This window comes from Leptospira andrefontaineae (assembly GCF_004770105.1).
Taxonomy (GTDB): Bacteria; Spirochaetota; Leptospiria; order Leptospirales; family Leptospiraceae; genus Leptospira_B; species Leptospira_B andrefontaineae.
Genome location: NZ_RQEY01000028.1, coordinates 26,694 through 51,864 on the forward strand (window position 1 = coordinate 26,694; position 25,171 = coordinate 51,864).

Consider the following 25,171-nt stretch of genomic DNA (forward strand, 5'->3'; position numbering starts at 1 on the left):
TCCCCTCCTCGCCGGAATATTTCCGGTCTTCAATCATTTTGGCATGCTAGGCAAAACCGGACTCGTTAAGGATTTTAAAAAAGATAAAAGGTCTGCTTTTTCCTGGCCGCTCAATCCTAAGGGACGAATACCGCTACTTAAAAAAGGATTTGTTTCTCCACCTCTATCATAGAGGTCGATGACCTTCTCCAGAGTTGTCAAACTTCCATCATGCATATAAGGAGAAGTTAATGCGATATTTCTAAGAGTAGGAGTTTTAAATGCTCCTAGATCCTCACTCACTCCAGTTACTGCAAACCTACCTAGCTCCGAAGATTCTAGATTTGTAAGTATTTCTTCGTCAGAAGTCGGACTGTTTTTGGACTCAGCCTTTTTTTGAAGGATCTCTTCTAACTTAGGCTGTATCCTTTTAAACCCCACTCCTAGATTATGGAATTTATCATCGATAAAGATAGCGTATGTTTCACCTATCGTATGACAATCTTGGCATCTCGCCTTGCCCATATATAGATTCAAACCTCTGATCGCAGACTCGGATAAGGCCTTCTCATCTTTTCCAAATCGATAGCGATCGAAAGGAGAATTTCCAGAAACGATCGTTCTTTCGAAAGAAGCAATTGCCATGGCAACATGATCAATCTGAATAGAATCCGAATCGATCCCAAACACAGACTTAAACCTTGAAGTATATTCCGGATCCGATTTTACAACCTTAATCAGATCATCATGACTAGATAAGCCATGTTCTACCGGATTTAATAGAGGATCTTTTGACTGACCCTCTAAATCGTTTCTTCTTCCGTCCCAAAACTGAGATTTATAATAAACTGCATTTAATACTGTAGGTGCATTCCTAGTTCCGGTAAGATTTTTAATACCTTTAGAGACCTTTAGCTTATCTACAAATGCTTGTTCAGGCTTATGGCAGGTGGCGCAAGACACAGTTCCATCGGAGCTAAAACGTTTATCAGAATATAATTTGGCACCTAACGATACTTTATCGTTCGATTGAGGATTATTCTTAGGAACAGGTATATCTGGCAGTCCTAAAATCCCGCTTGGAATATAGGTGAGTTCTGTTAGGTCAGTGCCCTTCTTCTTTTGGGAATCACAGCCTATACAATAAAAAACGAATATAAGAAATATATATCCTAAAGACTTGGAATCGATTCGTGAAAATGTGCTTACTTTCATTCGACATCGCCGACAAAATTTCCGCTTAGAATAGTTCTAGAATTAAAATCGGTCAAGGCCTGGAGATAGAAAAAAGTTAGATTATTAGAATTTTTTTATCCTTCAATTTGAGAGTAAGTTTCAAGAATCATTAATAAGTTAAAACATTCGTTTTATTTAAAGTATGTTTTAAAATGAAAGACTAAACATACCTACAGTATTTCTATTTCTTTTCCGGTTCTTCAGGCTTTATCTCTTTTAAAAGTTTCGCCAATTGTTTTGCGGTGTGAGAAGTCCATTCAGGATTTAAATTATCCTCTTCACCGATTACTATATCTTTTTTCCAATAAAGCCATCTAGTCTCTCCAGATTTTTTCCAACCTATCACAGTTGCTTTTTTCCCCGGAGGCAAATTAGGAAAATATAAAACTCGTTTATTATACTCCATGTAAACAGGCATCATGGAATTGATGTCCTTAAAGATCAGAAGAAAGATCGGCCTTTCTTCTATATTCTTTTTCAAAATTTCCTCTTCAAGGACGTTTAGGTAAAGCGGAATGATCGGAGAAAAGTTCAAGAATCGGTCACAGTTAATCCAACCGAAATTCAATATAGAAAAACCGACTCTTCTTAATTCTGAAACTACGATTACACTTTCAGAATCGCGCATTGTCGTCTGTGCCTTTGCTTTGGACGGAGCAAAAGAGATGTTGGAATTCCAACCAAGGCTATCGTTTGTCCAATCTATACTTCCATCCTCTTTCTTTTTCCCATAAAAAATCTCATAGCCTGGTTCTGGAGAATTCTTAAATTCCACGCTTAAAGGATTTCTCTTATTGATTTTTGCTTTTTTACCTTCGGAAGAATACGCTTCTAAACGGATCATCCCCTTGGTTTCGATTGCTTTCTCTCCACTTGTAGTGCTTAAACCGGAAAGAAGAATATCTGCATTCGTATAATATTCTGCGAGTTCTATCCGGATTTCCCCTGCCAATGGTTTTCCATCTTCCCCAAGAAGAGAGCCCAAAGGAATATGTATGATAGTTCCTTCTTCTCCCCTTATTTTGGCATCCTTATCTGCATGGATGAAAAAAACCTGAGTTTCTTTATAACGATAAGAGAAAAGAAAGTCATCCCGATCTTTCGTAAAAATTTTCTGAAGGCTAGAACAATTCAGTAGAAGTATGGATAAGTAGGTTAGGCAAAATATTTTTTTGATCATGGATTCGGAACTTCTGTTTTAAAATCTATATCTATCCTGCTAATTACTCAGACAAGAATGTCTGAAAATTTATGTTTAAAAGGTCAATTTTCGGTACACTCTGAATTTCTAATGTAGGAATTCCAACAAAGGTATCCCGATAAAATTTTTCTCGCAAAAAAGAATGAAATGTGCTAAGGAGTCCGCTTGCCGGGTACCACCGCACCGGCCCCCACCCAAAGAAGGGCGGGGACCGCACTCCACAACATAACTCTCACAGCCTTCCTTCGTATAAGATACTGACCTTCTCCTTAACTAATTAAACAATCTCAGGCATTTTTTCCCAAATCTCTATTAAAACCTGAAGTAATTTCCGTTATTACGGATATAATTTCCACCATGTCAAACTCAACTACATTGCAGAAAGAAACTAGCAAAGTTCACCAAGAAGTTATAGAAGCGAATCAGAAATATGTTTCTGAGTTCGGTAAAAGGGGGGAATTGGCTCTTCCCCCTGCCAGAAGTTTTACGATCCTGACCTGCATGGGACGCTCGTCTGGATCCGGCTAAATATGCGGGCCTTTCCGAAGGAGATGCACACGTTATACGAAACGCTGGAGGAAGAGCAAGTGACGATGCGATCCGATCACTTATCATCTCCCACAAACTTTTGGGAACAAAAGAATTTTTCGTGATCCATCACTCAGACTGCGGAATGGCCTTATTCACAGACCAGATCATCCGAAATTTACTAGCGAAAAGTCTAAAAACTGCAACTGTGGATTCAAACGGTTGGAGAAACTTGGAAGAATCCGGAGGGTCAGACGAAGCAAAATATATCCCGTTCTTAACTTTTGAGAATTTGGAGAAGAGCGTGGTAGATGATGTAAAAAGGATCCGAAACCATCCTTTAATCCCTAAGGACATCCCTGTTTACGGATACTTCTACGATGTGAAAACCGGAAAACTTGTAGAAGTGGAAGAAGCTACCAAAATCGGAAGAGCTTCTTGATTTTTGGAAAAATTACCGGAAGGAAAATTAGATTCTGAATTTCTAATATTCTCTTCCGGTTTTTATTTTAGATCCTGATAGAATATCCAAAAGACCAGATAATACTATGAAGCGGTACCTTTTGCTCTAGGTGTTTATTCACTAAAGCCTGTTTTACATTAGGATCCAATCCGGAATTCTGGATAGAACTTAAGATAAAATCATTCACCAGCCCATAACCCTTAGAAGGATCTATAGTTAATCCGTCATTGGTATTTCCAGTTAACGGACCCACCCAAGTTGCTCCTGGGACTGTCCCGACTGTTTGGCCTCCCACACTATTTGGATAATAATAATTATTATCTATCATGTAAGTATTCGGCCTATAAACATCGGTGAGCGAAAAAGAGAATCCTAAATACTTTACGGTTAACTTATAGTCTATATTCTTAAATCCTGACCTTCTATCTATATTATCATTATAGTATTGGTATCCAAAATCGATCCCTGGTTGGATCTTAAAATTTTCTGTGATCTCGTATTCATGGAAAACCGAGAATCTATGGAAAGTTGTACCATTAAATGCGTTTGTAGGATATCCTGACTCCAGGTCCTTCTCCCCCGCGATACTTGAACCGCCAATTCTTTCGGAAGTCACTCTCACATTATAAGTATAAGTCGGGTGAATATACTTCAGAACAGGCAATGCCCAGCCAAAAGTGAAAAGTCCTAAAGCAAAACTCGGCTGATTATTTGTATAATAGATCCAGCCTGCATTCCAATCTCCCAAACGATTTGTGGACCATTTATAATTGAGAAGAGTGGCAAGACCTTCTCTCAATCCGTTAGGCTCCTTTCTCAATTGATATGTATTTGGATCCTGCATTGCCTTCTCTAAATCAACTCCTGGTCCATACGGATGTGATTGAAAAACTCCATCCACATCCCGATTCGTTCTTCCAGTCAAAGGAGAATAGTCCCTGATAATCAGTTGTAATCCTTCTATAGGTGTTGGGATATTCACCATTGTATCCAGAATTAAAGACTGAGGAACTTGTGAATAAGGCAAATTACCTCTTCGTGCAAAAGCATTTCCGAATAAACTGTTACCGTTGATGAACACATCATTGGTCAAGGATTGGGTCCAAACCAGATCATAATTCCTTTTTTGAGGAATGATCGCCTTCTGGTCCTTGGCATCTCCTGGATTGTTTTCAGTCTGGATGCTTGCGACCTCGGATTTGGAAATCCGGATCGGTATAGAATCTTCTAAGCTAAAAATATAATATTCTTCTGCTTCCTTCTCCAGCTTCAGATTTTTCAGGATTTTCCCTGATTTAAGTCTTACCTCATCTCCCAAAAGAGGTGTGATCAAAAAGAAGGAAAACAGCAAAATCGGCAAAATCTGGTAGGTTTTCTGAATCGACCTAAGTATTTTCATAGGAGTCTCCTTAGTCCCGTTTGCATAATCTTTGGATTTTAAGGCAAAACGAGGCTTCTTCCCATTAGTTCAATAATATTTGAACTATAAAACTTAGAAAGTGCTTGTCAATCTTTTGTTCAAATATTATTGAACTTTATAAGGAGTAATGGAAAAAAAATTCCGATGTCTAAACAACCAACTCATCCCAATTTAGATCAGATTGAATTGAACTCCATTTTCGAGGCGGTAAGCGATCCGATCCGCAGGAAAATACTATTGGATCTTTCCGAAAAGGGTGAATCGAATTGTTCGACCTTCCTAATTTATGCCCCGAAAACAAATCTCTCTTACCATATGGGAAAATTAAGGGACGCAGGCATGATCTTCACTAGATACGAAGGTACTCAGAGATTCTCTATCATTCGTAAAGATGACCTGGAAAAAAAATTCCCAGGCCTACTCGATACAATTTTAAAAAGTGCAAGGATAGAAAGCGATCAAGAAGAAGTTTCCGAGATCAAAGTCTAACTCGAAACTTAACCTTTCATTAATTGTAAACCCTGCGCAATACTAACCACAGGTTTATACCCTAACTCTTTTTTAGCCTTATCGATACGAATAGTACATTCTTTTCCCATAATATCCACAGGGAATCTCATCATAGGAGGTTCTTTACGAATTCCGAATATTCTCCAGATGCCTTCCACTATCATCGCCAAAAATCCAGCAAGTGAAGAAGGGATAGAAGCCTGAGGAAGTGTAATTCCTTGAGTTTGCATCATCTCGGTTAAAAATGTTTTTACCGTTTTATCTTCGTCGTCAGTGATGAAATATATTTGGCCCGGTATTCCCTTTGTTAAAGCAAGTTCGGTTGCATGGACCAAATTTGGGATACATGTTACGGATGTTTTGGCTCTTCCCCCATCCAACCACATAAATTTTCCTTCGGATACCATCTTCTTGAGAACAGGGAGGACGGATGTATCTCCCGGACCCCAAACTAGCCTTGGTCTCAAAGCAATTGTTTCAAAACCCGGACGATTCGCGGAGACAACTCTTCTCTCAGCTTCCCCTTTACTGAGACTATAATAGTAAGGAGTTTTTTTAGGATAAGGATAAGTCTCATCTATCTGTATCATGTCCTGTCCATGAAATAAAGCTGCCTCTGTTCCCATATGTATGAATCTTTTGACTCCTGCTTTTTGAGAAGCTTCCAATAAGCGAGATGTTCCTTCTACATTTCCATTCCAAAAATCTTGGTAGGTCCCCCATGGGCCAACGAACGCGGCACAATGGATTACAATATCTATTCCAGCTAAGTCTTGAGCAGTGATAGATTCTAAACTTCCACTCACTATTTCAAAACCTTGTTGAGTTAGGACTGAGTCTGTTTTTGGAGATCTGGATAATACTTTTATCTTATGTTTTTCTTTTAAATAACGAGCGATCGCTCCGCCTACAAATCCGGAAGCTCCGGTAATAAATAAATTCATAACTTCTCCAAGATCCAATTCTCCAATGGAAAGTTTTGGAAGTATACTAGAAAATCCGAAAGTCGTTGACCTTTTATAGTTTCAAAAAGAGAATCTAACTTATTCTTTTTAGGTGCAGAAGAATATGGGTCTTTTTCAAAAATATAATGTTCTTATTCTATTAAATCTATTCTTAATCTCGAATTTGCAAGCCTCGGAAGAAATTCCCAAAAACGGAACTTCTGAAAAGAAAAAACAAAAATTCGAATTATTATTAAAGAGGCAAACGTATAGTTTTATTCCTTATAATTTCACATCTTATTCTGAAAAAACAGATCCAAATATTTCTATAGAAACGAACCATTTACAACAAAATCAAAAGGTATTGGTTCCTGCAGTTTTCAGTTATGAAAACTATGAAAAGAATTATAGAGCAGAGATCTCTTATTACGAAGTAGAATTGGTAAATCCGAATTCGAATGTGATCCGATCCAATTCAGGAGTTTTATCTGCGGAAAGATTTTATTATTCTCCTTTAGCAAGATCGGAATTTGAAGCAAATTTTTATAAGATCATTTCTCCCGCCGAAAATTGGAATTTATATATAGGAGGAGGAATTCGTAATATTAATAAGTATACCTACGGCAAATATATGTTAGACGGTGCCTTCCAAGAATATTTTTATACATACGGTCCTCAGGTTTCTATCCAATCGTCTTACCAATTTATGGAAAATTTTTCTGCGAATATAAGTTTGGATGTATTTTATACGGAAGGAACCAGGTTTTTCAGGACTCCGATGATTTCTACAGACACACTCGTTTTTACGAATGGAAGCGCCGGAACCAAAGGAATTTTTAGAGGTTATGAATCGGAAATTTCTCTCCAATATAAATTTCATGAGAATATGAGATTTCACTTGGGATATAACCAAATATATTCTTACTTCAGTTATTTACATTTCGATCAATTGAATCTGAGTTATAATATATCTTCACAATCCCCTAACTCGATAAGCAACGGATCCAGATCAGGGAATTATGAGATTTTAAGAGGTTTCTTTTTAGGGTTTTCGGTCTTTTTTTAAAAACATCGTTATGCAATTTTCTATACAGGGTTCAGGCGGAGAATAAACTGGAGACCAGATATCAGAATGAGGTCATCTGTCTTTCATTTACTAGTCCTCTTGGCTTTCATGGGATGTTCTCAAAAAGCCGAGATCTATTCTCCACAAGCAAAAGATGGAATTTTAGATCTGAGAGATTGGGATAGAGATCGATTTTCTACTGTAGCCTTAGATGGAGATTGGGAATTTGCAAATGCAATTATATCTCCTGAGTCTTTCGTAAAAGACGGATTCATTTCAGTTCCCGGTGCATGGAACTCATTTACAAAAAACGGTAAACAACACGAGGGTGAAGGTTTAGGAACTTACAAACTCACAGTCTTACTAGACAAACCGGTAAAAGATCTAGCTTTTCAAATCGGAGATATTTCCACTGCATTCAAACTTTTTCTAAACGGAAAACTTCTGCTCGAAAATGGAAAGATCGGAAATTCCAGAACGGAAATGCTTCCTTCCTATAAACATCCAATTGTTCTAATAGATGAAGAATCCAAAGAACTAAAACTCACCTTACAAATATCAAATTATTATCATATAACCGGCGGACTTCGCAAATCTATTAAGTTAGGAAACACGTTAGCAGTGTTTGAGGAGAAAAAAAGACAGGTTGCACTTGGTTGGGTGGTTTTCGGCGCCACTTTTTTCATGGGTCTATATCATTTGATCCTGTTTTTAATGAGAAGAGTGGATAAATCAGCTCTTTGGTTCGGATTATTCTGCATTGATCTAAGCATTAGAGGCTTTTTTACAGGTTCCGTATTCATCTATGAGGTCACACCTGATTCACTTTGGGTTTATATTCATAAGCTGGATATTTTGACCTTTGTTTTGGCCCTCCCTCTATTCTCCGTCTTCCTTAAAGCCGTATTTCCGGAAGAGAAATATCATTATTATTTCAATAATATATTCCTAAGTGTTAGTTTTGTATTCTTTATTCTGGTTCTTGTACTCCCTTCTACGGAATACATGAATTACATAAGGATCTTCCAAGGTTTTGTCGGGATTAGTATAGTTTATTTTTTCATAATGATCTCTCTTTGTATTTTCAAACAAAGAGAAGGAGCCGTTTTATTTGCAATAGGCTCAATTATACTTTTTTTAACGACTTTAAATGATATTTTGAACCAAAGCTTGATCATAAAAGCTGAATATTTAGCAAGTTGGGGACTTCTCGCATTCTTATTCTCCCAAACAATCATGCTTTCCGTCAGATTTTCCAATGCTTTCGTAAGATTGGAAGAGCTGCAAAAATCCTTAGAACAAAAAGTAACGGAAAGAACCAAACAATTAGCGGAAGCAAAACATATTGCAGAAGAAGCAAATTCGCTTAAGGACACATTTTTATCCTTGGTGACTCATGACTTAAGATCACCGATCACGACCGTAATCGGGATCTTACAATTGATCCGAAACGATTACAATCAATTGGACGATAGATCATTATTGGAGTGGGTGGACAGAGCGGAATATACTTCTAGCCAGTCCCTAGAAATGATCGCAACACTCTTGGATCTGAATAGGCTTAAATCAGGATCTTTTCCTTTAGACAATAATTTGATCTATGTATATCCGGAAGTAGAAGGTGTATTAGCAAAACTTCTTCCACAAGCAGAGGCAAAGAAGATACGTATCATAAATGAGATCCCGAATGATGTGAAATTGAATGTGGATCGCACCTTATTTTCAGAAATATTCATTAATCTAATTTCTAATTCCATAAAATTCTGCAGAGAAACCGATTCTATACGCATAGGATTTTCTAATGAGAAGAATGATCCGGAATTTTTTGTAGAAGATACAGGGATTGGAATGCCTAAAGATATGATCCCGAATCTATTTTTAACGGAGATCAAATCCACTCGTTTGGGGACCAAAAACGAATCAGGAACTGGTTTAGGTTTACCCTTGGTTTATAGTATCATTAAAGCTTATAACGGAAAAATTTCAGTAGAATCCGAAGAGAAAAAAGGAAGCAAATTTACATTCTGTATTCCGAGAGTTTAAGTTTTAGAACAAATATCACAATTTTCGCAAGTATGGAAACTTGCACCAAAGTATTCGTATAAAAATTCCCTTCTACATTTATCAGATTTTAAATACATTAACATCTGATACAATCGATTCAAACTCGCCTTTTTTCTTTCTTCCAAAACTTTTGGATCGATCAAAATATCCGGTAATTCTCCACGCAATATTAGAGACCTTCTCTCCAAATCTCCCGAAGTCACTCCATGTCTTTCAAAAAGATTAAGAACGGTTTGTAAACGATGATCTCCTCTATTCTTGTGAACTACCATCGCCTGTAATTCTTCATACTCGAGAGAAGAAAGTTTTTCTCCCACAGACTTTAAGACCCGATGCACGCGGATCATAAAATTTTCATCAGGATTTTGCCATTCAATAAAATCCATAAGAACAGATAAATCGTCTTGGTTATAAAACAGAAGGCAATCAGAAGGATTTCCATCCCTCCCTGCTCTTCCTATTTCCTGATAATAAGATTCCAGGGAAGACGGTAGTTCCGCGTGAATGATTGTGCGGATATTTGCCTTATCAACACCCATCCCAAATGCATTCGTAGCCAAGAGCAAAGTATTTTTCGAATTTAAAAAATCGTTTTGGATCCTTCTTCTTTTATCCGAAGGTAATAACCCGTGATACACTCTATAGCGGATCTTATCTATATCCAAAAGTTCCGAAAAAGTTTCTATGTTTTTGATCAAATTAAAATATACGATCGTATTTCCTTTCAGATTTTTCAGATAAGAGATCAGTTCTTTTGCTTTAGAAGAAGAATCCACGAAAGTCCTAACTTCTAAATAAAGATTCGGCCTAGAAATCCCTTCGTTATATATTTGAATATCTGATTCAGATAATCCAATTTGTTTGATTATATCCTTTTGGATCTCTTTTGTCGCCGTAGCAGTCAAAGCTATAACCCTAGGATATTTTAGGATCTTTCTGAATTCTGAAATTTTAGTATAGTCAGGCCTAAAATCATGTCCCCATTGGCTGATACAATGGGCCTCATCCACAACCAATAAAGAAACTTTTCTAGTCCTAAAAATCTCTAAAAAGTGAAATTTGCGAAATCTTTCCGGAGAAACATAAAGAATTTTGTATTTCCCATTCTTTAGGTTTTCGTAACGAAGATTACGTTCTTCTTTAGAAATAGATGAGTTTATGAATTCTGCATCTATTCCCAAAGATTTTAATTTATCTACCTGATCTTGCATAAGAGCAATTAATGGAGAAATTACGACAGTCAGTTCCTCCAGAGCTAAAGCAGGCAATTGATAACATAAAGATTTACCCATCCCGGTGGGCATGATCACTAGACAGTTTTTGCCATCTAAAACATCTCTGATAATTTTTTCTTGGGAGGATCTGAATTCGGAGACTCCGAATTTCTTTTTTAATTCTTGTAGATCGAACATTCGGACAGTTTCCTTTTTGGATCTGATCCAGTTTTTGCCAATCCGGTTTTTAAATTCTTTTAAAGACTTTTTACTTCCAAAGTGAAATTTCTCTGGCCTTCTTTACAAAAACTCTTACTCTTTGTTACTAAATTTTTAACCAAGAGAATATAATGAACCTTTCGACATTTAGAAACCTTTTGATCATCCTAGGCTCTGTATTTACCGCAGGCTTTCTATACTTAGTGCTTCCTCCTTTATCCCAAAACTTCGATGTAATCGGTGCTTTTTTAGGAGGATTTGTTAATCCATTTTCCAGCGCTTATGCTCTGGATATTATTTTTACCTGGCTTGTTCTCGCCGCTTGGATCATATACGATGCAAAAACGAAAGGGATCAAAAATGGATGGATCGCACTTCTACTCGGTGTAGTTCCCGGTGTAGCAGTAGGAGCGGCTTATTATATTTATCTTAGAGAGAAACAACGCCATAACTGATCTTTTTCTCCATTTGTAGGAATTCCAACGTTCGGTTTCCATATGCCGGAAACCGACCAATCTCCAGGAAAATACAAATCCATCCTTTCTTCTAAAATTGGTGTGTGCCAATCAACCTGAGTTTGGTATTTTGGATAATCTAATAATTTATTGAACGGTTTGAAGGAATCGTATGAACTCCAACTCCCCCATTGTTTCCATCCAAAACCTCTCCAAATCCTATTCAAACGGATTCCAGGCATTAAAAAATATAAACTTGGATATTGAAAAAGGAGAGATCATAGCTCTTTTAGGCCCGAATGGCGCCGGAAAGACCACTCTGATTTCCATTATCTGCGGGATAGTCAATCCGACTTCCGGTTCCGTTTCTGTAGGCGGTTACGATATCATCAAAGATTATAGAAAGACCAGATCTATGATCGGCCTTGTTCCCCAAGAACTTACAGTTCACGCGTTTGAATCCGTTTTTACCACTACGAATTTCAGTAGAGGTCTATTCGGAAAATCACCTAACAAAGAATATATCGAAGAACTTTTAAAATCTCTTTCTCTCTTAGAGAAAAAAGACCAGATGATAATGACTTTATCCGGCGGGATGAAAAGAAGAGTCCTGATCGCAAAAGCATTATCACATGAACCATTAGTTTTATTTTTAGATGAACCTACTGCAGGCGTGGATGTAGAACTTAGAAAAGATATGTGGAATGTCGTGAGGGCTCTCAGAGACAAAGGAGTCACGATTATTCTCACTACACATTATATAGAAGAAGCCGAAGAGATCGCAGACAGAGTAGGCATTATGAACAAGGGAGAATTGGTTCTTGTAGAAAAGAAAACGGAACTAATGCATAAACTCGGGAAAAAACAGATCTTACTCGATCTTGTTTCCCCGCTCCAAAGTTTGCCGAATAATTTTAACGGTTATGAATTGGAACTGAAGAACGAAGGAAAACAATTATTGTACACCTACGACGGCCAGGAAAAACAAACTGGGATCGCAAGCTTCTTAGAACAATTGAAAAAATCCGGAATAGAATTCAGGGACTTGAATACCACCCAAAGCAGTTTGGAAGAAATTTTCGTACAATTAGTAAAGGAATCCAAATGAATCTAAACGCAATTAAGGCCATCTATTTTTTCGAAATGGCAAGAACAAGAAGAACATTGATGCAAAGTATTGCGTCACCCGTTCTTTCTACTTCTTTGTATTTTATCGTTTTCGGTTCCGCGATCGGATCCAGGATCCAAGAAGTGAACGGAGTATCTTACGGTTCTTTTATAGTTCCTGGGCTTGTTATGCTCTCACTTTTAACGGAAAGTATCTCCAACGCCTCCTTTGGAATTTATTTCCCTAAGTTTACCGGGACCATTTACGAAATTTTATCCGCACCGGTCTCCAGTATGGAAGCAGTAATCGGTTTCGTGGGAGCTGCCGCAACCAAGTCTTTGATCTTAGGTTCTATTATGCTTGCTACTGCTTCTTTGTTTGTGGAAATCAAGATCGCTCATCCTTTTTTGATGGTGTTCTTTTTGATACTTACCTGCATTTCTTTTAGTTTATTCGGGTTTATCATTGGGATTTGGGCGGATAATTTCGAAAAACTGCAAGTGATCCCTATGCTTGTAATCACTCCGTTAGTTTTCTTAGGGGGAAGTTTCTATTCTGCAAGTATGCTCCCTCCTTTCTGGCAGACAGTCACTCTATTCAATCCGATCCTATATCTGGTCAGTGGATTTAGATGGAGCTTTTATGAGATAGGGGATGTAAGCCTTGAGATTAGTTTGGCCATGATCCTATTCTTCTTAGTTTCTTGTTTAGGGGTTGTTGCATGGATGTTCAAAACAGGATATCATATTAAAAAATAATACAATACCTAGCCGGACAATCTAAGATTCTTTAGATTGTCCGTTCCCATTCGAAAGTTTACTCAAATATTTTTTCAAAAGTTCCTCTACCTTCAAAACGGATTCGTTAGATGGATCCAAACGTATCGCATCTTGTAAAATAGATTCGGCTCTATCGAAATTTTTGACCGCTATATAGATCTCAGCTAAATTGGTTAAATTTTTAATATGAGAAGGTTCCCTCAAACGAAGGCGTTCGCTGAAATCTAAGGCTTTTCTGATCTGGCCAGCTTTTCGAGCCGCAAAAGAAGCCACATACAAGATCTCACTATCGATCGGATTCATTTTAAAATAATCCTCAGCGTATCTTGCCGCCTTTTGATAATCTTTCAGTTTCAAGAAAAGTTTTATAAAATTCTTTTTTACCTCGGGAACCCTACTATCCAAAGATTCCGCTTCTTCCAGATAACTAAGTGCTTCTTGTGTATCTTTATTTAAGAAAGTCTCTTTTGCATTCCTAAGTAATTCCTTGATCCTCTGCCTCTTCTCATCTTGTGGAATATGTTGTTTTCCATTTCCAGTAAAAGATAATCGAATGAGAGAAAGGTCATCACTCAATTTACCGTTATTCAAAATAACATTATAGATAGACTGAAGATCTCCTCTTCCCTTCTCCACTGAATTTAGGAATAACTTTTCGTCATCGTTAATGATCCGATCGCCATCAGAATCCATGCCTACAATAATATCATCTCTACCATCCGAACCTACAAAGATACAATCACCCGGCTCCAATTGGAATGTTTTGATAAAAATAGTACCTTCTACTCCTGTGGTCCCTAATTTGCGGAACATAAACTCATTCTCTATAAAACTTGCTATCCCGTCCCGGTACAATACGGTCCATGGGTGCTCTGCATTAATATAATATAATACTCCAAGTTCATCATCCACAAGACCAATTACGGAAGAAACCAACATCGATCCGTCAAAACTTTCGAACACCTTATGCAATTCTATAAATGCGTTTTTCAACCATCTTTCCGGAGATTGTTTCTTGATTGTGTCCACCACTCTCGTTCTTTCAATAATGGATTCAAATACGGATCCAAGTACCAAAGCACCGCCGGCTCCCTGCATGGACTTACCCATTGCATCCCCATTTAAAAATACTGTGTAAGATCTTCCCTGTAGATCGATATGATTGGAGATATTCAAGTCTCCACCGATCTCATCCTCATGTTTTCTAAAAGTGAATCTTTTCTTTTGTTTCAGAAGGAATTCTACTTTTACGTTTTCTTGATTTGCCTTATTCGAACCTAAGGGTTTGATTAAAAGAGAAGTTAAAAAATAATCAGCATCCTGTTGTTGTTTTAATTCCTGAACCTCATTCAAAGTTTGTTCCAGTTCTTTGGTTCTATCTTTTACTTTTTCTTCCAGTTCATTAGCATATTGTTCCAATCTTTTTCTGGCAGCTTGGATGGATCTTGCCATTCTATTAAACGATCTAGCGATAAATCCAATCTCGTCTTCTACCCTTGGAACCAATCTATATTCTAAATTTCCCGAGTTTACCTCGGTCAATCCGACCACTACTTCTTCCATAGGTTTAACGATAGCATTATGGAAGAAGAATCTAAATCCAAAACTAATAGTAACGATCATTACTAAAAGGCAGATAACCATTACTAAAGAAGGAGAATGTAAATACTCTCTGAAAGATTTATAAGTGAAGCCTACTTCATAAATTTTCCCATTTTGAGGATGGGTCACTAAATATGCCAAATAAAACTCAGGAGTTTTTTCATCTGGCTTATTGAACTTAGCTCCTCTATACATCCGTTCTCCCACTTCTCTCAAGGAAGTTAATGGAAGAATGAAAGAAGATCGCACCTCCAACTCGGATTTTCCTGAAGAAATATCCTTCTCTACTTTTTTACGGACTTGTTCAAGCACCGACTTCAAACCGATCTCTTCCGAATTTAAAAGTTTAGCCACCGCAACCGGATCATTTTTAGAAGGGAGATTGGAAAATTTGTTTTTTACAATATACAGTTTTTTATTTAGAAATCGAAAGAAATCTATAAGTTCAGCATCTGAAACTTTAGTTTCTCCTTTTGATTCATAAAAACTTTTTATACCTTCCGAATATGCATAAAATTCCTTAGGAGAATCTTCAAGGATCGTTTTAGATCTTTCCCATCTCTCTTTCGCATTTAATGTTCCCAAATTCGTAAGTTTTCGGGTCACATTGAAAAATTTAATTTCTAAACGATCTTCCGAATCGAACCTCGAGTCCTTCTCCCCTTTTTCCAAACTAAACTCTCTCGATTCCGGATCAAAAGATAAAAGATAAGCAAAACCTTCCGGCTTTTTCCCTTGAAATGCGGCAAGTTCAGAGGCTTGTCCCTTTAATGTATCGAAAGAAGTATCATAACTATTTAATATTGCATAACCCACCAACTGAAAGGCTAAAAGAAAAGTAGCCATGGTCACGGCCACAATTTTACTTAAAATGGTAGTTCTTTCCTTGGTAGCATTTGCGTAAATGATCAGCACAAGGAATAGGCCGGCTACAAGCGCAATATCGGTAGTATGTTGGAATACCTTCCTAGAGACAGAACCGTCCCTACTCATTACATTCAGAATACCTGGAATGATCGTAATCGTAGAATAAGCGATTGCAATGTAGATGATCCATCTTCTCTCTTTTCCTTTTTCTACGATCGCTCTCCAAGTTGCAGAAGCCAAAAACGAAAAGTTATATATTAAAATTATAATAGAGAAAATTTTATAAAACTTATGAGATTCGAAATCCCAATAATTACTCCCTATATTAAAACGATGATCCGACTGTAATGTTATCACAATAAATGTGGCGGTTACGATCGCAAGTCCCGCATATAAAATGGAATAAACAGTTAAACCGAACTTAACGTTTTTAGGATTCGGAAAATAAAAGAAGAATATAAAACATTGAACAAATCCCATCATAGGAGAAGGGATCGCCAGCCAACGATGCACAATAGTCCACTGATCAAAAGAGATGAACGCGATAATATAAGCTAAATGAAAAATGGTCATCGCCAAGGTAGAAAGACCCAGGTGAAATGCAGCCTTACTTCTGTCCTTAATACTTAAAAAGAAGAAGGTAACGTAGATGGAAAAAAGACAGGCGAGTAGAGAACCGAAAAAATAAAAATTAAAATAGAACTGATCCATATCGGCAGCATAAAAAGAATCTCAAAACCGCTTTCCGTCAAGAAGATTGTTTCCAGATTAGAACCGGTTATAGTAGAACCCGCACTTAGAACGATTCCATTCGAAAATGAAACTATGCTCCCAACCTTTCCTGCTCCGAGTTTCTAGGAGAAAGACCATGGATCCTTTTGTAAGCTTTGGAAAAAGCAAACGCAGAAGAATAACCCACCGTCCTTGCAATTTCCTCTAAGGTAAAATTCTCCGCTGCCATCAAAGTTTTTCCCTTATCCATTCTTAATTTTGCCAAATAGTCCATTGGAGTACATCCCAAAACATCTCTGAATCGATTTGCAATGGAAGCCCTCGAGACTCCAACTGATCTGGATAATTTTTCCAAGGTCCAAGGATAAGAAAGTTTTCTATGCAATGCCTCTAATGCTCTTAAGACCTTTTCGTCTTTAAAAGCGCTTCGCCAGCCGGGAGAAGAAGTAGGATGAGTCTCCAGCCAATGTCGGATTACGTAGTATAGAAGAATATCGGTTAATCTTTGCAGTATCAGATCCGAACCAATGCCTGAATCCAATTCCTGTGAGATCAATACTTGAGTGGTGTTTAACGGATGATGGGCCAAAACATCGGATGACTTTACTAAAATAAAATCCGGAAGTTCCAAGAAGAATGGATGTTGTGCTGCTTCAGGAACCTCGTAACGAACGGAAACGAATGTGGTTAGAGGGATTTTTTCGGACTTCTTTTGTTTTTCGGACATATCTCTGAACTTTGCAATATCTACCACCTTATCATCTGGAGAATATACCAACTCATGGTCCAAACCTTTTGCGACAAAAAGAATATCTCCTTTTTCTAAATGTATCAATTTTCCCTTGATCCTTGCATAACAGGAACCTTGGGAAATAATATGGAATCCTCCGCTTCTTTCACACGGAAAACGAAACCCCCAAGGTTTATATAGGGAGGTCCTGGCGAGAAGGTCCGCTTTCCAACCGGCATTTGTCAATATTTCAGAAAGAATATCCATACTTTTAAGAATATGCTATAATATCCAAAAGTCGATTCATTTATACTCTTGGATATGTTTTTTAGATCCTGAGACATAGCCTAATTTCGAGACATCTTGTATCATTCAAAGTTACAGGAGAATAAATCAAATGAAAATTTTCGTTTATGGCGGAGCAGGACAGATCTCCAGTTCCGTAATTTCTAAACTATTGGGTTTAGGCCATGAAGTGTATGCAGGAACTAGAAATCCAGATGCTGGTAAAAAACGTCCAGGACTACATTGGGTATTTGCAGATGCAACCCAACCTAATAAAGGAACTGAAATTTTGGAAAAAGTGGAGAGAGCCTTCTTCATTTCACCGCCGGGATACACGGACCAATATTCAGTATTAAACCCTTGGTTTGAAAAAGCCCAAACTTCTTCCTTAAAAAAGGTAGTCCTCATGAGTGCAATGGGAGTAGACTTTGCTCCTCCCGAGGCCCCATTCAGAAAATTAGAGATCAGTTTGGAAAACTCCGGAGTTCCTTACACGATCTTAAGACCGAATTGGTTCATGCAGAACTTCCAAACATATTGGCTTTCGGGAATATTAAAAGATAAGAAGATATCTTTCCCTGCAGGCAATGCTAAAACCAGCTTTATTCACACGGATGATATATCCTCTTCCGTGGTCTCAGCTCTTTTGAATGACGAGTTCAACGGAAAAGGTATTACATTAACCGGGAAGGAAGCTCTCACTCATGGAGAAGTAGCGGAAAAAATCTCTAAACATACCGGATTGAAAGTGAGTTATGCGGATATCAGCCCGGAAGAATTTAAGACAGGCCTTTTACAAGCCGGTGTTCCCGAAGACTATGCAAGTTTTATGGTATTCATCGCAGGTGCGCTGAAAGAAGGCCATTCCTCTCCTATACTAAATACCGTTCGGGAGATTACAGGAAAGGATCCTATCTCTTTTGATGAATATGCAGAACAAAACAAAAAGGTTTGGTTAAACTAAAACCGTCGCTTGTTCGACCTTGATCTGATCTTCGGTTCAATCGAGGTCGAGCGATTCTTATAGAACTATAAATTCACCTAATTATAAAAAGTCGAAACAGGAAAATAGTACGAAAGCCTTAGTGCATATAGCAATTTAGAGTAAATTTTGAAACACATTTGAAATGATTTTCTTTTGTCGATCAAACGCTCGATAAAAATCAAGAATAAGTCATCTCATCTATTGCTATTTATCATGTATTCAGGAATCCTCTTGACATTTAGTCGTTTATGCAAAATCTAACAAGTCCGATATGGACGCCTCCATTCTTTTCTCCCATCATGCAAGCGGAGTTTTCTCCTTATTCCTTTTAACTGTCGTCCTGAGTGGATTCTTGATATTCAAGAAAAGCAAAACACTGCCCACATATTATCTACTTATAATGTATGCGGGATATGGGACCATGTTTTTCGGTTATTTCCTGTCCTATTCCGTATTCAATCCTTTAGGAGCGTATCATAGATACCTTACCGTTTTTGTGATATTCGCTATCGTAGCATTCATAGGTTTCTCTTATCATTTTCCTAGAAATATCTATCCGAAAGAATCCAAGATAGTCATTCCACTAACCTTGGTAATCGCTTTAGTCGCATGGATCCATTTCATTTTAAACACCGCAGGAAGGGAGAAGATATATCTATTCTCCGCACATCATTACAGTTTCGACTTCGGAAAAGAAGCTAGTTTTGCGATCCTTCTCTGCTTTATACTTAGCACAGTTATTCTGATCAGAAAGACGATCCATTTCTCCCGTTACTCAGGAATATTCCAAAAATGGAATACTTCCTCAAACTCTTTTGCCCTTCCTGTCCGTATTCTTGTAAAAACCCTTCTTTTTCTTCCCCTGAATGTCATGAAGGTTATTCTCCCGTCCGGAAAGGAAGGAATTGCACTCAGAGCATTTTTAGTCACCGTCCTCATAAATATACTAAATGCGTACAATAACGTATTGAATAAGTCCGGAGTCCTATCTTACGACACTTATGCAATCGTATATTTTATTCTATCGGTAAGCACTATGTTCCTCATACAAAGTGCTTATCTAAACCATTCTCCGGAACCTACAAGTTTTATGGGAAAAATACTTTCCAGCGCAGTAGTTACCGTTGTATTAGCGTTAGGTGCGATCAGTTATATTACGTTATTCTCCATAGACAAGTCTATTGAAAAAGAAAACCTAGTAGAGATGAATTCTGTCAAAACTGAGATCAGAAATGGAGATACTAATTTCCCTCCGAATGTAAGATATATACTTTCTCGTCCGGTCGGTTCAGGCATATTCGACCATAAGTATGAGATCCTCTATTCAAAAGATGGCTTAAACCAAACCATTCTTAAAGACGGAGAAAAATATTACAAAAATCAACAGCTCAAAGAAGCGATCGAAAAGAATAAAAAACTCAATAAAGGGAAATCCGAATCCGAATTAGAAACGATCACTCTCAAACAAATGAAAGAAACGGACCTACCTTTAGGTTCCAGGCTGTTTAGGGTTGCGGGAAATTTTTATATACATTACGATTTTGCAATAGGACAAACAAGATACGAGGTCGGATTCGCATATGCAGAATTCAGACAGGTGATCCACGATGTAGCTCGTTGGTTGATCCTGATCATCCTCGGAACAACTCTATTTATTCTGATCGCGTTCCCTATCCTACTTAGGGTCAGCTTGATCCATCCACTTAATAACCTGTTATCCGGTGTGGAGAAAGTGAATCATGGAGATCTGAATGTAAACGTTCCTGTAAAGACCATGGACGAGATCGGTTTCTTATCCTTATCATTCAACTCGATGGTAGATTCCATCCGAGGTGCAAGAGAACAATTGCAGGAACATGCAGATCATCTAGAAGAAAAGGTAGAAGAACGTACGAAAGAAGTTCAAGAGAAAATGGAAGAAGTCCAACGACTGAAAATCCAACAAGACGGAGACTATTTCTTAACTTCTCTGCTTGCAAAACCTCTTTTTTATAATGCAAATAAGTCTCCTAAAGTTAATACCAGCTTTCTTATCAGACAAAAAAAATATTTCGAATTCCGTAATAAGCAGGGAGAACTAGGAGGAGATATCTGCTTAACCGGAAATCTAAGATTAGGAACTCCTGATAATTATAAAAAATTCACGATGGCAATGAACGGGGACGCCATGGGAAAATCAATGCAAGGAGCCGGTGGTTCTTTGGTAATGGGAGTCGTGATGAACTCCATCATGGCAAGATCCGCTGCTAACAAAAGGGTTCTTTCAAAAACTCCCGAAGAATGGCTGACCGAAACCTATATGGAAATTCATTCCGTATTCAAAAGTTTCGATGGAACCATGGTCATCTCCGCTACCGTGGCATTGATCGACGATGAAACGGGAGAAATGTTTTACTGGAACGCAGAACATCCGTTCTCAGTATTATACAGGGACGGAAAGGCCTCTTTTATAGAGGATACATTAGAACTTCGTAAATTAGGATTGGATTCCGAATTCGAATTTAAGGTGAAAAAATTCCAACTTCATCCAGGAGACCTGATTATACTCGCTTCAGACGGAAGAGACGATCTTTTACTCTCCGTACATAATGAGAAGAGGATAATCAACGAAGACGAAAATGTATTCTTGGATGTGGTAGAAAGATCTCACGGAGATATCAAATCCATAGAGAGGAATATCAGAAGTATTGGAGAAGTTATAGATGACCTCTCCATTCTAAGAATCGGTTTCCAAGAAGTAAATGCACCTTCAATTGAGCAAAGAGAAGATCGAAATGACTTCGCAGATAAGGTAGTCTTACAAAGCCTTTATAAAGAAGGAAAGGAATTATACAGAAATGGAGAAGCTCAAAAAGCGATCTCCATTCTGCTGGATGCTTATGCAACGGATAATAATAATCAAAAATTGAACAAACTACTCGGGTTGATCAGCTTTAAAGAAAAAGATTATCCGTTAGCTGTAAAAGTCCTAAGCAAATACCTAACCCAGGATCCCGACACGGCGGAACTTTGGTATTATCTATCCATTGCGGAGAAACGGATCGGTAATTTAGCACAATCCTTAGAAGCGGCAATGATGGTTAATCAAATGCAACCTATGAATGTGCAGAATCTAGTCCATCTTTCAGATCTAAATAGACTCTTAGGAAATAGAGAAGAAGCTATCGGATTCACAAAATCTGCAGAAGAGATCGATCCAGAGAATAAGAATATCCGAAAGTTGAAAAAACTTTTGGAAATGGATTAAGGTACCGTAACTACTATGTTTTCCGGTGGAAATAAATATTTAAAGGCTCCTACTGCATCCACTGCTTTACCAGATCTAGTTTTGTTTTCCAAACCGGTTACCGTCTTTCCTCCATTCAACAATACCTGGATAGTATCTTCGGCCGAATACTTTGGATTCTTGTAACGAAGTAAGGCAGCGAGCCCAGCCACATGAGGAGCTGCCATAGAAGTTCCGCTTATAGCCTTATATCGATTCGTATAATCTTTGTCCATTGTGGTCATGCTCAACCCTAGAATCGCTACACCCGATTTTCCGATCTGAGTTCCAGAGTTAAATTCCATTCCGAGAGTGCATCTACTTCTTCCGACACAATCCTTTAATTCCAAAGTTAAAATTTCAATCCTTCCGTTCATTTCCTCTGATATTTGTTTGAGCATTTTACCATAAGTAATATTAAATGGAGGATTAGTGACATATCCATAATAAAAACTTAATGTATCATACGGATCTAAAGTATCGACTGTCAAAGCCATTTCGGCATAAACCCTGTCCACGGCAGAACTAATCGTAACTGATTTATAAACTTGCGAATGAGTCAAGTTTGCGTAGGCTCCATTTACATTCCCGACTAAAGGTGTATTACAATTATTCGGTAAAAGTAATGTAGTATATGGAAGTGAAGGGCCTCCATCTAAGGCAATGTAGCAAGTTAGATACGTGAAAGGTGTACCAGAATTATTGATGTATGTCCAATCCGAAAATTCCGAACTAGCAAGTACATCAACTTCCATCCCCGCCCAAGTATTAACGATATTTGTTCCCGGGGCTGATACATCTACATGGGTTTTACTCGTATCGTAATTCGAGAACTGAGCCAACGAATAGGATTGATCCAATGCCCCTACACAAACAATATTGCTTTCCGGGAATTTGCAAGGATACGAATTTCCTGAGCGGAGATCTTCCGACTCATTTCCTGCAGCCACCACAAACAAAGCATCATGATTCTTTCCAGCTAATGCTATCGCTTGTTGAAGCGCAGTGTCCGATTCGGTTCCGGATAAGCTTAAATTAATAATTTTTGCGCCGTTCTTGACTGCAAAATTGATCCCTTTTATTATTTTTTCTGTCGTTCCAATTCCTGTATCATCCAAAACGCGAACTGCCATGATAGGAGCACCCCAACAGACTCCTACACCGCCGAGCCCATTCATCTTAGCTCCAATAATCCCGCTTACGTGAGTTCCATGGCCGTTCAAATCCATTGGATAAATATCATTATCTACGAAATCGTATCCGTAAGGACAATTCCCGATATAACCTCCTAGGTCCGAAACACAACTTGAGGAGTTCCAGAAAGTTAGATCTTCATGATTATAGTTCGCGCCCGAATCCAAAACTGCAACAGGAACCCCGTCGCAGTATTTAGTGAAATTATCCCAGGCCTCAACCATGTTCATATCCTTTCCGCTAATTCCAGGATTATTACCTAAATAATTTGCAGAAAAAATAGTTTGTCCGGTATTACGAAATCCCCATTGATTAACGAACTGAGGGTCACTAGGAGCAACAGTTGCTCTGTATATATAATTTGGCTGAGCAAATTCTATATCTGGATGGTTTGAATATTCACGAATTGCATCTTGCAAAGAAATATTCTTTTCAATCGAAACAAGGGAAAAATCAGAATTCGAAATTTCAGATCCGATCATCTTCCCACTAAAAGAACCGACAATATTCGATTTTGCAAAGGAACCGATACCTTTTCGGAACTTCACTAAAATCTCATCACTCTTTGCACTCATATTAAGTGAAGGGTTTGTTAAGACTGAAGATACTTTTGCTTCTTTTTTAAAAATATTACGATTTATAGATTTAAAATATTCTAATACTTCATTCTTTTTTGAATTGTTATTCTGAGCTAACAAACCGATTCCAAGAAGAAAAACACCGAAAAAAAAGAAAGATAGATAGGGAATTCGTTTCATATAAATACCTCTACTGAACAACGAACTTTTTGGGCTCAGAGAATTCAGATTTCCAATTCCCATAAGGTTCTCGATACACTACGGATTTAATCCTAAGATACCAAGTTCCCTTAGAAAGAGTTCCTATCTTTTTAAAAGTTGGAGTAAAAGCTAAACCGGAAGAATTGGCAACGTCATCACATTTTACTCCGGTCTCTTCTTCCGAATTAAAGGAAGAACCTTTCTTATAACAAACTTTATACGATCCGTTAATCCAGTTTACTTCTGAATTTTTACTATTGGACCAAGTGATATAGGCATCTTTTTTGCCACCAGATCCTTGTAAGCCGATATACCCGTTATACTGTTCTCCTTTAAGACCGTTCGGACTCTCTATTTTCAGAGTAGCCGTTTTTATTCCTGCCGATTTGGGAACAAATCTAATCCCATAAGTAGTCGCTTTGCCGGGTGCTAAACTAGTAAGAGTTGATTTGACTAGAGTGAAATCAGATATATCGAATCCAACAAGATAGACAGAAGTTTGAGTTAGGTCTAAATTTGTATTACCCAAGTTTTTCAAAATTACGGTTTGAGTGGAGGAAGACTGTCCAGGTTCTATACCGCCAAAATCAATATTGGAGGTATTAGCTAAATTCATACCATAATCGCCCGAATAAGAAATCTCTATAATGGGAGCATTTGCAGAAGCGAATGAATAGCCAAATACGCCAATCGAGTATAGGTTTGCATTCGGATCGTTCGTGTGAAAATTAGCATAAGTTTGCTGAGTTCCCAATTGGGTTGGAGAAAAAGTAAATGTAATGTTCTTACTCTTTCCGGGAGCGATCGTAAACTGAGTTTCGGAAACTGAAAAAATCGATGTTTGAGTACCGATTTCGATATTGCTAATTATCAAATCCTGCTCTCCAGTGTTTCGGATCGTATAAGTCCTAGATTCCGTATTTCCCGGAGAGGAATAAATTTCCGCACTGTATGCATCATACTTCACACTTGCTTCTACGAGCTGAAATCGCGGAGCGGGAACGTTCGTACCTGCTCCAACCAAATTTAAATAATATGAACCGAATTCTGGATCATCGACTGGAATCACCAGTTTGGCATTCTTTGCTCCGATAGAATCAGCAAAAAAATAAATATCAAAGCCGGCAGTTTGATTTTGGGATATTTTCGTGAATTGGTTCGGCACGGTACCCTGTATTCCGAAACCGTAAGCATAAGGTCCAGTGAATTCAATACTTGGATTCCCAAGTAAGTGAACATATTCAGGATCCGGATATTCACCTGCAATTGTAAAATGAATGTTAGCCGACTGCGAAAGTTCAGATATATTTCCAAAGGAATATATAGATCCGCTAGGATACTTGTTTCCAATGGAATCAATAAGATAAATTCCACTTCCTCCCTCGATTGGGGGATTGGGCTCCTCGGTGTCTTCCGACGATCCGGGTAAGTAAAACGGGCCAGAAATTAGTTTCGAGTTGGAACCCCATCTACAAAACGATAGGGAAAGAAGAAGTATAATTACTAAACAAAAGTTTCTAATATAAAATTCCATATATATCTGAAA

The 25,171-nt window shown here is 37.9% G+C and carries 19 protein-coding genes; 10 read left to right on the plus strand and 9 right to left on the minus strand.

The window, feature by feature from the left end; all coding sequences use genetic code 11:
* Window positions 1-33 precede the first annotated feature (33 nt).
* Both EHO65_RS19725 and EHO65_RS19730 read right to left on the minus strand, forming a co-directional pair.
* Window positions 34-1,194 (minus strand): cytochrome-c peroxidase, encoded by a 1,161-nt coding sequence (locus EHO65_RS19725; protein ID WP_135776247.1) that lies wholly within the window; start codon window positions 1,192-1,194, stop codon window positions 34-36.
* 202 nt (window positions 1,195-1,396) lie between these two features.
* Window positions 1,397-2,395 carry a hypothetical protein gene (locus EHO65_RS19730; RefSeq protein WP_135776248.1) on the minus strand — a complete coding sequence of 333 codons (999 nt, stop codon included), beginning with the start codon at window positions 2,393-2,395 and terminating at the stop codon, window positions 1,397-1,399.
* Between the two features lie 378 nt (window positions 2,396-2,773).
* Here EHO65_RS19730 and EHO65_RS20090 point away from each other — a divergent pair, with 378 nt between their 5' ends.
* Both EHO65_RS20090 and EHO65_RS19735 read left to right on the plus strand, forming a co-directional pair.
* On the plus strand, window positions 2,774-2,944 hold the full coding sequence (locus tag EHO65_RS20090; protein ID WP_244243598.1) for a hypothetical protein: 171 nt from the start codon (window positions 2,774-2,776) through the stop codon (window positions 2,942-2,944).
* 34 nt (window positions 2,945-2,978) lie between these two features.
* On the plus strand, window positions 2,979-3,386 hold the full coding sequence (locus tag EHO65_RS19735; RefSeq protein WP_244243599.1) for a beta-class carbonic anhydrase: 408 nt from the start codon (window positions 2,979-2,981) through the stop codon (window positions 3,384-3,386).
* A 67-nt stretch (window positions 3,387-3,453) separates the two neighbouring features.
* Here EHO65_RS19735 and EHO65_RS19740 read toward each other — a convergent pair whose 3' ends face one another.
* Window positions 3,454-4,806, minus strand: coding sequence for a hypothetical protein (locus tag EHO65_RS19740; RefSeq protein WP_135776249.1), 1,353 nt, complete (start codon window positions 4,804-4,806; stop codon window positions 3,454-3,456).
* 165 nt (window positions 4,807-4,971) lie between these two features.
* Here EHO65_RS19740 and EHO65_RS19745 point away from each other — a divergent pair, with 165 nt between their 5' ends.
* Window positions 4,972-5,316, plus strand: a complete 345-nt coding sequence (locus EHO65_RS19745; RefSeq protein WP_135776250.1) for an ArsR/SmtB family transcription factor — start codon at window positions 4,972-4,974, stop codon at window positions 5,314-5,316.
* Window positions 5,317-5,324: 8 nt separating this feature from the next.
* Here EHO65_RS19745 and EHO65_RS19750 read toward each other — a convergent pair whose 3' ends face one another.
* Window positions 5,325-6,281, minus strand: coding sequence for an NAD-dependent epimerase/dehydratase family protein (locus EHO65_RS19750; RefSeq protein WP_135776251.1), 957 nt, complete (start codon window positions 6,279-6,281; stop codon window positions 5,325-5,327).
* Window positions 6,282-6,405: 124 nt separating this feature from the next.
* Here EHO65_RS19750 and EHO65_RS19755 point away from each other — a divergent pair, with 124 nt between their 5' ends.
* Together EHO65_RS19755 and EHO65_RS19760 are read left to right on the plus strand one after the other, a co-directional pair.
* A complete protein-coding gene (locus tag EHO65_RS19755) occupies window positions 6,406-7,347 on the plus strand; it encodes an LA_2444/LA_4059 family outer membrane protein (protein ID WP_135776252.1) in 942 nt (313 codons plus the stop codon).
* A 66-nt stretch (window positions 7,348-7,413) separates the two neighbouring features.
* Window positions 7,414-9,390, plus strand: a complete 1,977-nt coding sequence (locus EHO65_RS19760) for a sensor histidine kinase (RefSeq protein ID WP_135776253.1) — start codon at window positions 7,414-7,416, stop codon at window positions 9,388-9,390.
* Here EHO65_RS19760 and EHO65_RS19765 read toward each other — a convergent pair.
* A complete protein-coding gene (locus EHO65_RS19765; protein ID WP_135776254.1) occupies window positions 9,387-10,823 on the minus strand; it encodes a RecQ family ATP-dependent DNA helicase in 1,437 nt (478 codons plus the stop codon). The two genes, EHO65_RS19760 and EHO65_RS19765, sit on opposite strands and share 4 nt — an antisense overlap.
* A gap of 152 nt (window positions 10,824-10,975) precedes the next feature.
* Between EHO65_RS19765 and EHO65_RS19770 the strand changes: the two genes are divergently transcribed.
* From EHO65_RS19770 to EHO65_RS19780, 3 genes are all read left to right on the plus strand, one after another.
* On the plus strand, window positions 10,976-11,299 hold the full coding sequence (locus EHO65_RS19770; RefSeq protein WP_135776255.1) for a DUF2834 domain-containing protein: 324 nt from the start codon (window positions 10,976-10,978) through the stop codon (window positions 11,297-11,299).
* 172 nt (window positions 11,300-11,471) lie between these two features.
* Window positions 11,472-12,407, plus strand: a complete 936-nt coding sequence (locus EHO65_RS19775) for an ABC transporter ATP-binding protein (protein ID WP_135776256.1) — start codon at window positions 11,472-11,474, stop codon at window positions 12,405-12,407.
* Complete coding sequence (locus EHO65_RS19780; RefSeq protein WP_135776257.1) at window positions 12,404-13,165, plus strand: ABC transporter permease; 762 nt, start codon at window positions 12,404-12,406, stop codon at window positions 13,163-13,165. The genes EHO65_RS19775 and EHO65_RS19780 overlap by 4 nt, the downstream gene beginning before the upstream one ends.
* A 21-nt stretch (window positions 13,166-13,186) precedes the next feature.
* Here EHO65_RS19780 and EHO65_RS19785 read toward each other — a convergent pair whose 3' ends face one another.
* Both EHO65_RS19785 and EHO65_RS19790 read right to left on the minus strand, forming a co-directional pair.
* Window positions 13,187-16,366 (minus strand): SpoIIE family protein phosphatase, encoded by a 3,180-nt coding sequence (locus EHO65_RS19785; protein WP_135776258.1) that lies wholly within the window; start codon window positions 16,364-16,366, stop codon window positions 13,187-13,189.
* A gap of 112 nt (window positions 16,367-16,478) precedes the next feature.
* Window positions 16,479-17,384, minus strand: coding sequence for an AraC family transcriptional regulator (locus EHO65_RS19790; protein ID WP_135776259.1), 906 nt, complete (start codon window positions 17,382-17,384; stop codon window positions 16,479-16,481).
* 130 nt (window positions 17,385-17,514) lie between these two features.
* On the opposite strand from EHO65_RS19790, the gene EHO65_RS19795 reads away from it, so the two are divergent.
* Window positions 17,515-18,366: an NmrA family NAD(P)-binding protein gene (locus tag EHO65_RS19795; protein ID WP_135776260.1), complete on the plus strand. Its 852-nt coding sequence runs from the start codon at window positions 17,515-17,517 to the stop codon at window positions 18,364-18,366.
* A 292-nt stretch (window positions 18,367-18,658) separates the two neighbouring features.
* Entirely contained in the window at window positions 18,659-21,634 is a 2,976-nt protein-coding gene (locus EHO65_RS19800) for a SpoIIE family protein phosphatase (RefSeq protein WP_135776261.1), read from the plus strand.
* Here the strand turns inward: EHO65_RS19800 and EHO65_RS19805 are convergent.
* Together EHO65_RS19805 and EHO65_RS19810 are read right to left on the minus strand one after the other, a co-directional pair.
* Window positions 21,631-23,604, minus strand: a complete 1,974-nt coding sequence (locus EHO65_RS19805) for a S8 family serine peptidase (protein WP_167482069.1) — start codon at window positions 23,602-23,604, stop codon at window positions 21,631-21,633. The genes EHO65_RS19800 and EHO65_RS19805 overlap by 4 nt on opposite strands.
* Window positions 23,605-23,614: 10 nt before the next feature.
* Window positions 23,615-25,159, minus strand: a complete 1,545-nt coding sequence (locus EHO65_RS19810) for a choice-of-anchor D domain-containing protein (protein WP_135776263.1) — start codon at window positions 25,157-25,159, stop codon at window positions 23,615-23,617.
* Window positions 25,160-25,171: the final 12 nt, after the last annotated feature.

What these genes read in the sequence shown, in the direction of transcription:
- EHO65_RS19725 (WP_135776247.1), bottom strand. Translation starts at nt 1,194, where the DNA reads ATGAAAGTAAGCACATTTTCACGAATCGATTCCAAGTCTTTAGGATAT.
- EHO65_RS19730 (WP_135776248.1), bottom strand. Translation starts at nt 2,395, where the DNA reads ATGATCAAAAAAATATTTTGCCTAACCTACTTATCCATACTTCTACTG.
- EHO65_RS20090 (WP_244243598.1), top strand. Translation starts at nt 2,774, where the DNA reads ATGTCAAACTCAACTACATTGCAGAAAGAAACTAGCAAAGTTCACCAA.
- EHO65_RS19740 (WP_135776249.1), bottom strand. Translation starts at nt 4,806, where the DNA reads ATGAAAATACTTAGGTCGATTCAGAAAACCTACCAGATTTTGCCGATT.
- EHO65_RS19745 (WP_135776250.1), top strand. Translation starts at nt 4,972, where the DNA reads ATGTCTAAACAACCAACTCATCCCAATTTAGATCAGATTGAATTGAAC.
- EHO65_RS19750 (WP_135776251.1), bottom strand. Translation starts at nt 6,281, where the DNA reads ATGAATTTATTTATTACCGGAGCTTCCGGATTTGTAGGCGGAGCGATC.
- EHO65_RS19755 (WP_135776252.1), top strand. Translation starts at nt 6,406, where the DNA reads ATGGGTCTTTTTCAAAAATATAATGTTCTTATTCTATTAAATCTATTC.
- EHO65_RS19760 (WP_135776253.1), top strand. Translation starts at nt 7,414, where the DNA reads ATGAGGTCATCTGTCTTTCATTTACTAGTCCTCTTGGCTTTCATGGGA.
- EHO65_RS19765 (WP_135776254.1), bottom strand. Translation starts at nt 10,823, where the DNA reads ATGTTCGATCTACAAGAATTAAAAAAGAAATTCGGAGTCTCCGAATTC.
- EHO65_RS19770 (WP_135776255.1), top strand. Translation starts at nt 10,976, where the DNA reads ATGAACCTTTCGACATTTAGAAACCTTTTGATCATCCTAGGCTCTGTA.
- EHO65_RS19775 (WP_135776256.1), top strand. Translation starts at nt 11,472, where the DNA reads ATGAACTCCAACTCCCCCATTGTTTCCATCCAAAACCTCTCCAAATCC.
- EHO65_RS19780 (WP_135776257.1), top strand. Translation starts at nt 12,404, where the DNA reads ATGAATCTAAACGCAATTAAGGCCATCTATTTTTTCGAAATGGCAAGA.
- EHO65_RS19785 (WP_135776258.1), bottom strand. Translation starts at nt 16,366, where the DNA reads ATGGATCAGTTCTATTTTAATTTTTATTTTTTCGGTTCTCTACTCGCC.
- EHO65_RS19790 (WP_135776259.1), bottom strand. Translation starts at nt 17,384, where the DNA reads ATGGATATTCTTTCTGAAATATTGACAAATGCCGGTTGGAAAGCGGAC.
- EHO65_RS19795 (WP_135776260.1), top strand. Translation starts at nt 17,515, where the DNA reads ATGAAAATTTTCGTTTATGGCGGAGCAGGACAGATCTCCAGTTCCGTA.
- EHO65_RS19800 (WP_135776261.1), top strand. Translation starts at nt 18,659, where the DNA reads ATGGACGCCTCCATTCTTTTCTCCCATCATGCAAGCGGAGTTTTCTCC.
- EHO65_RS19805 (WP_167482069.1), bottom strand. Translation starts at nt 23,604, where the DNA reads ATGAAACGAATTCCCTATCTATCTTTCTTTTTTTTCGGTGTTTTTCTT.
- EHO65_RS19810 (WP_135776263.1), bottom strand. Translation starts at nt 25,159, where the DNA reads ATGGAATTTTATATTAGAAACTTTTGTTTAGTAATTATACTTCTTCTT.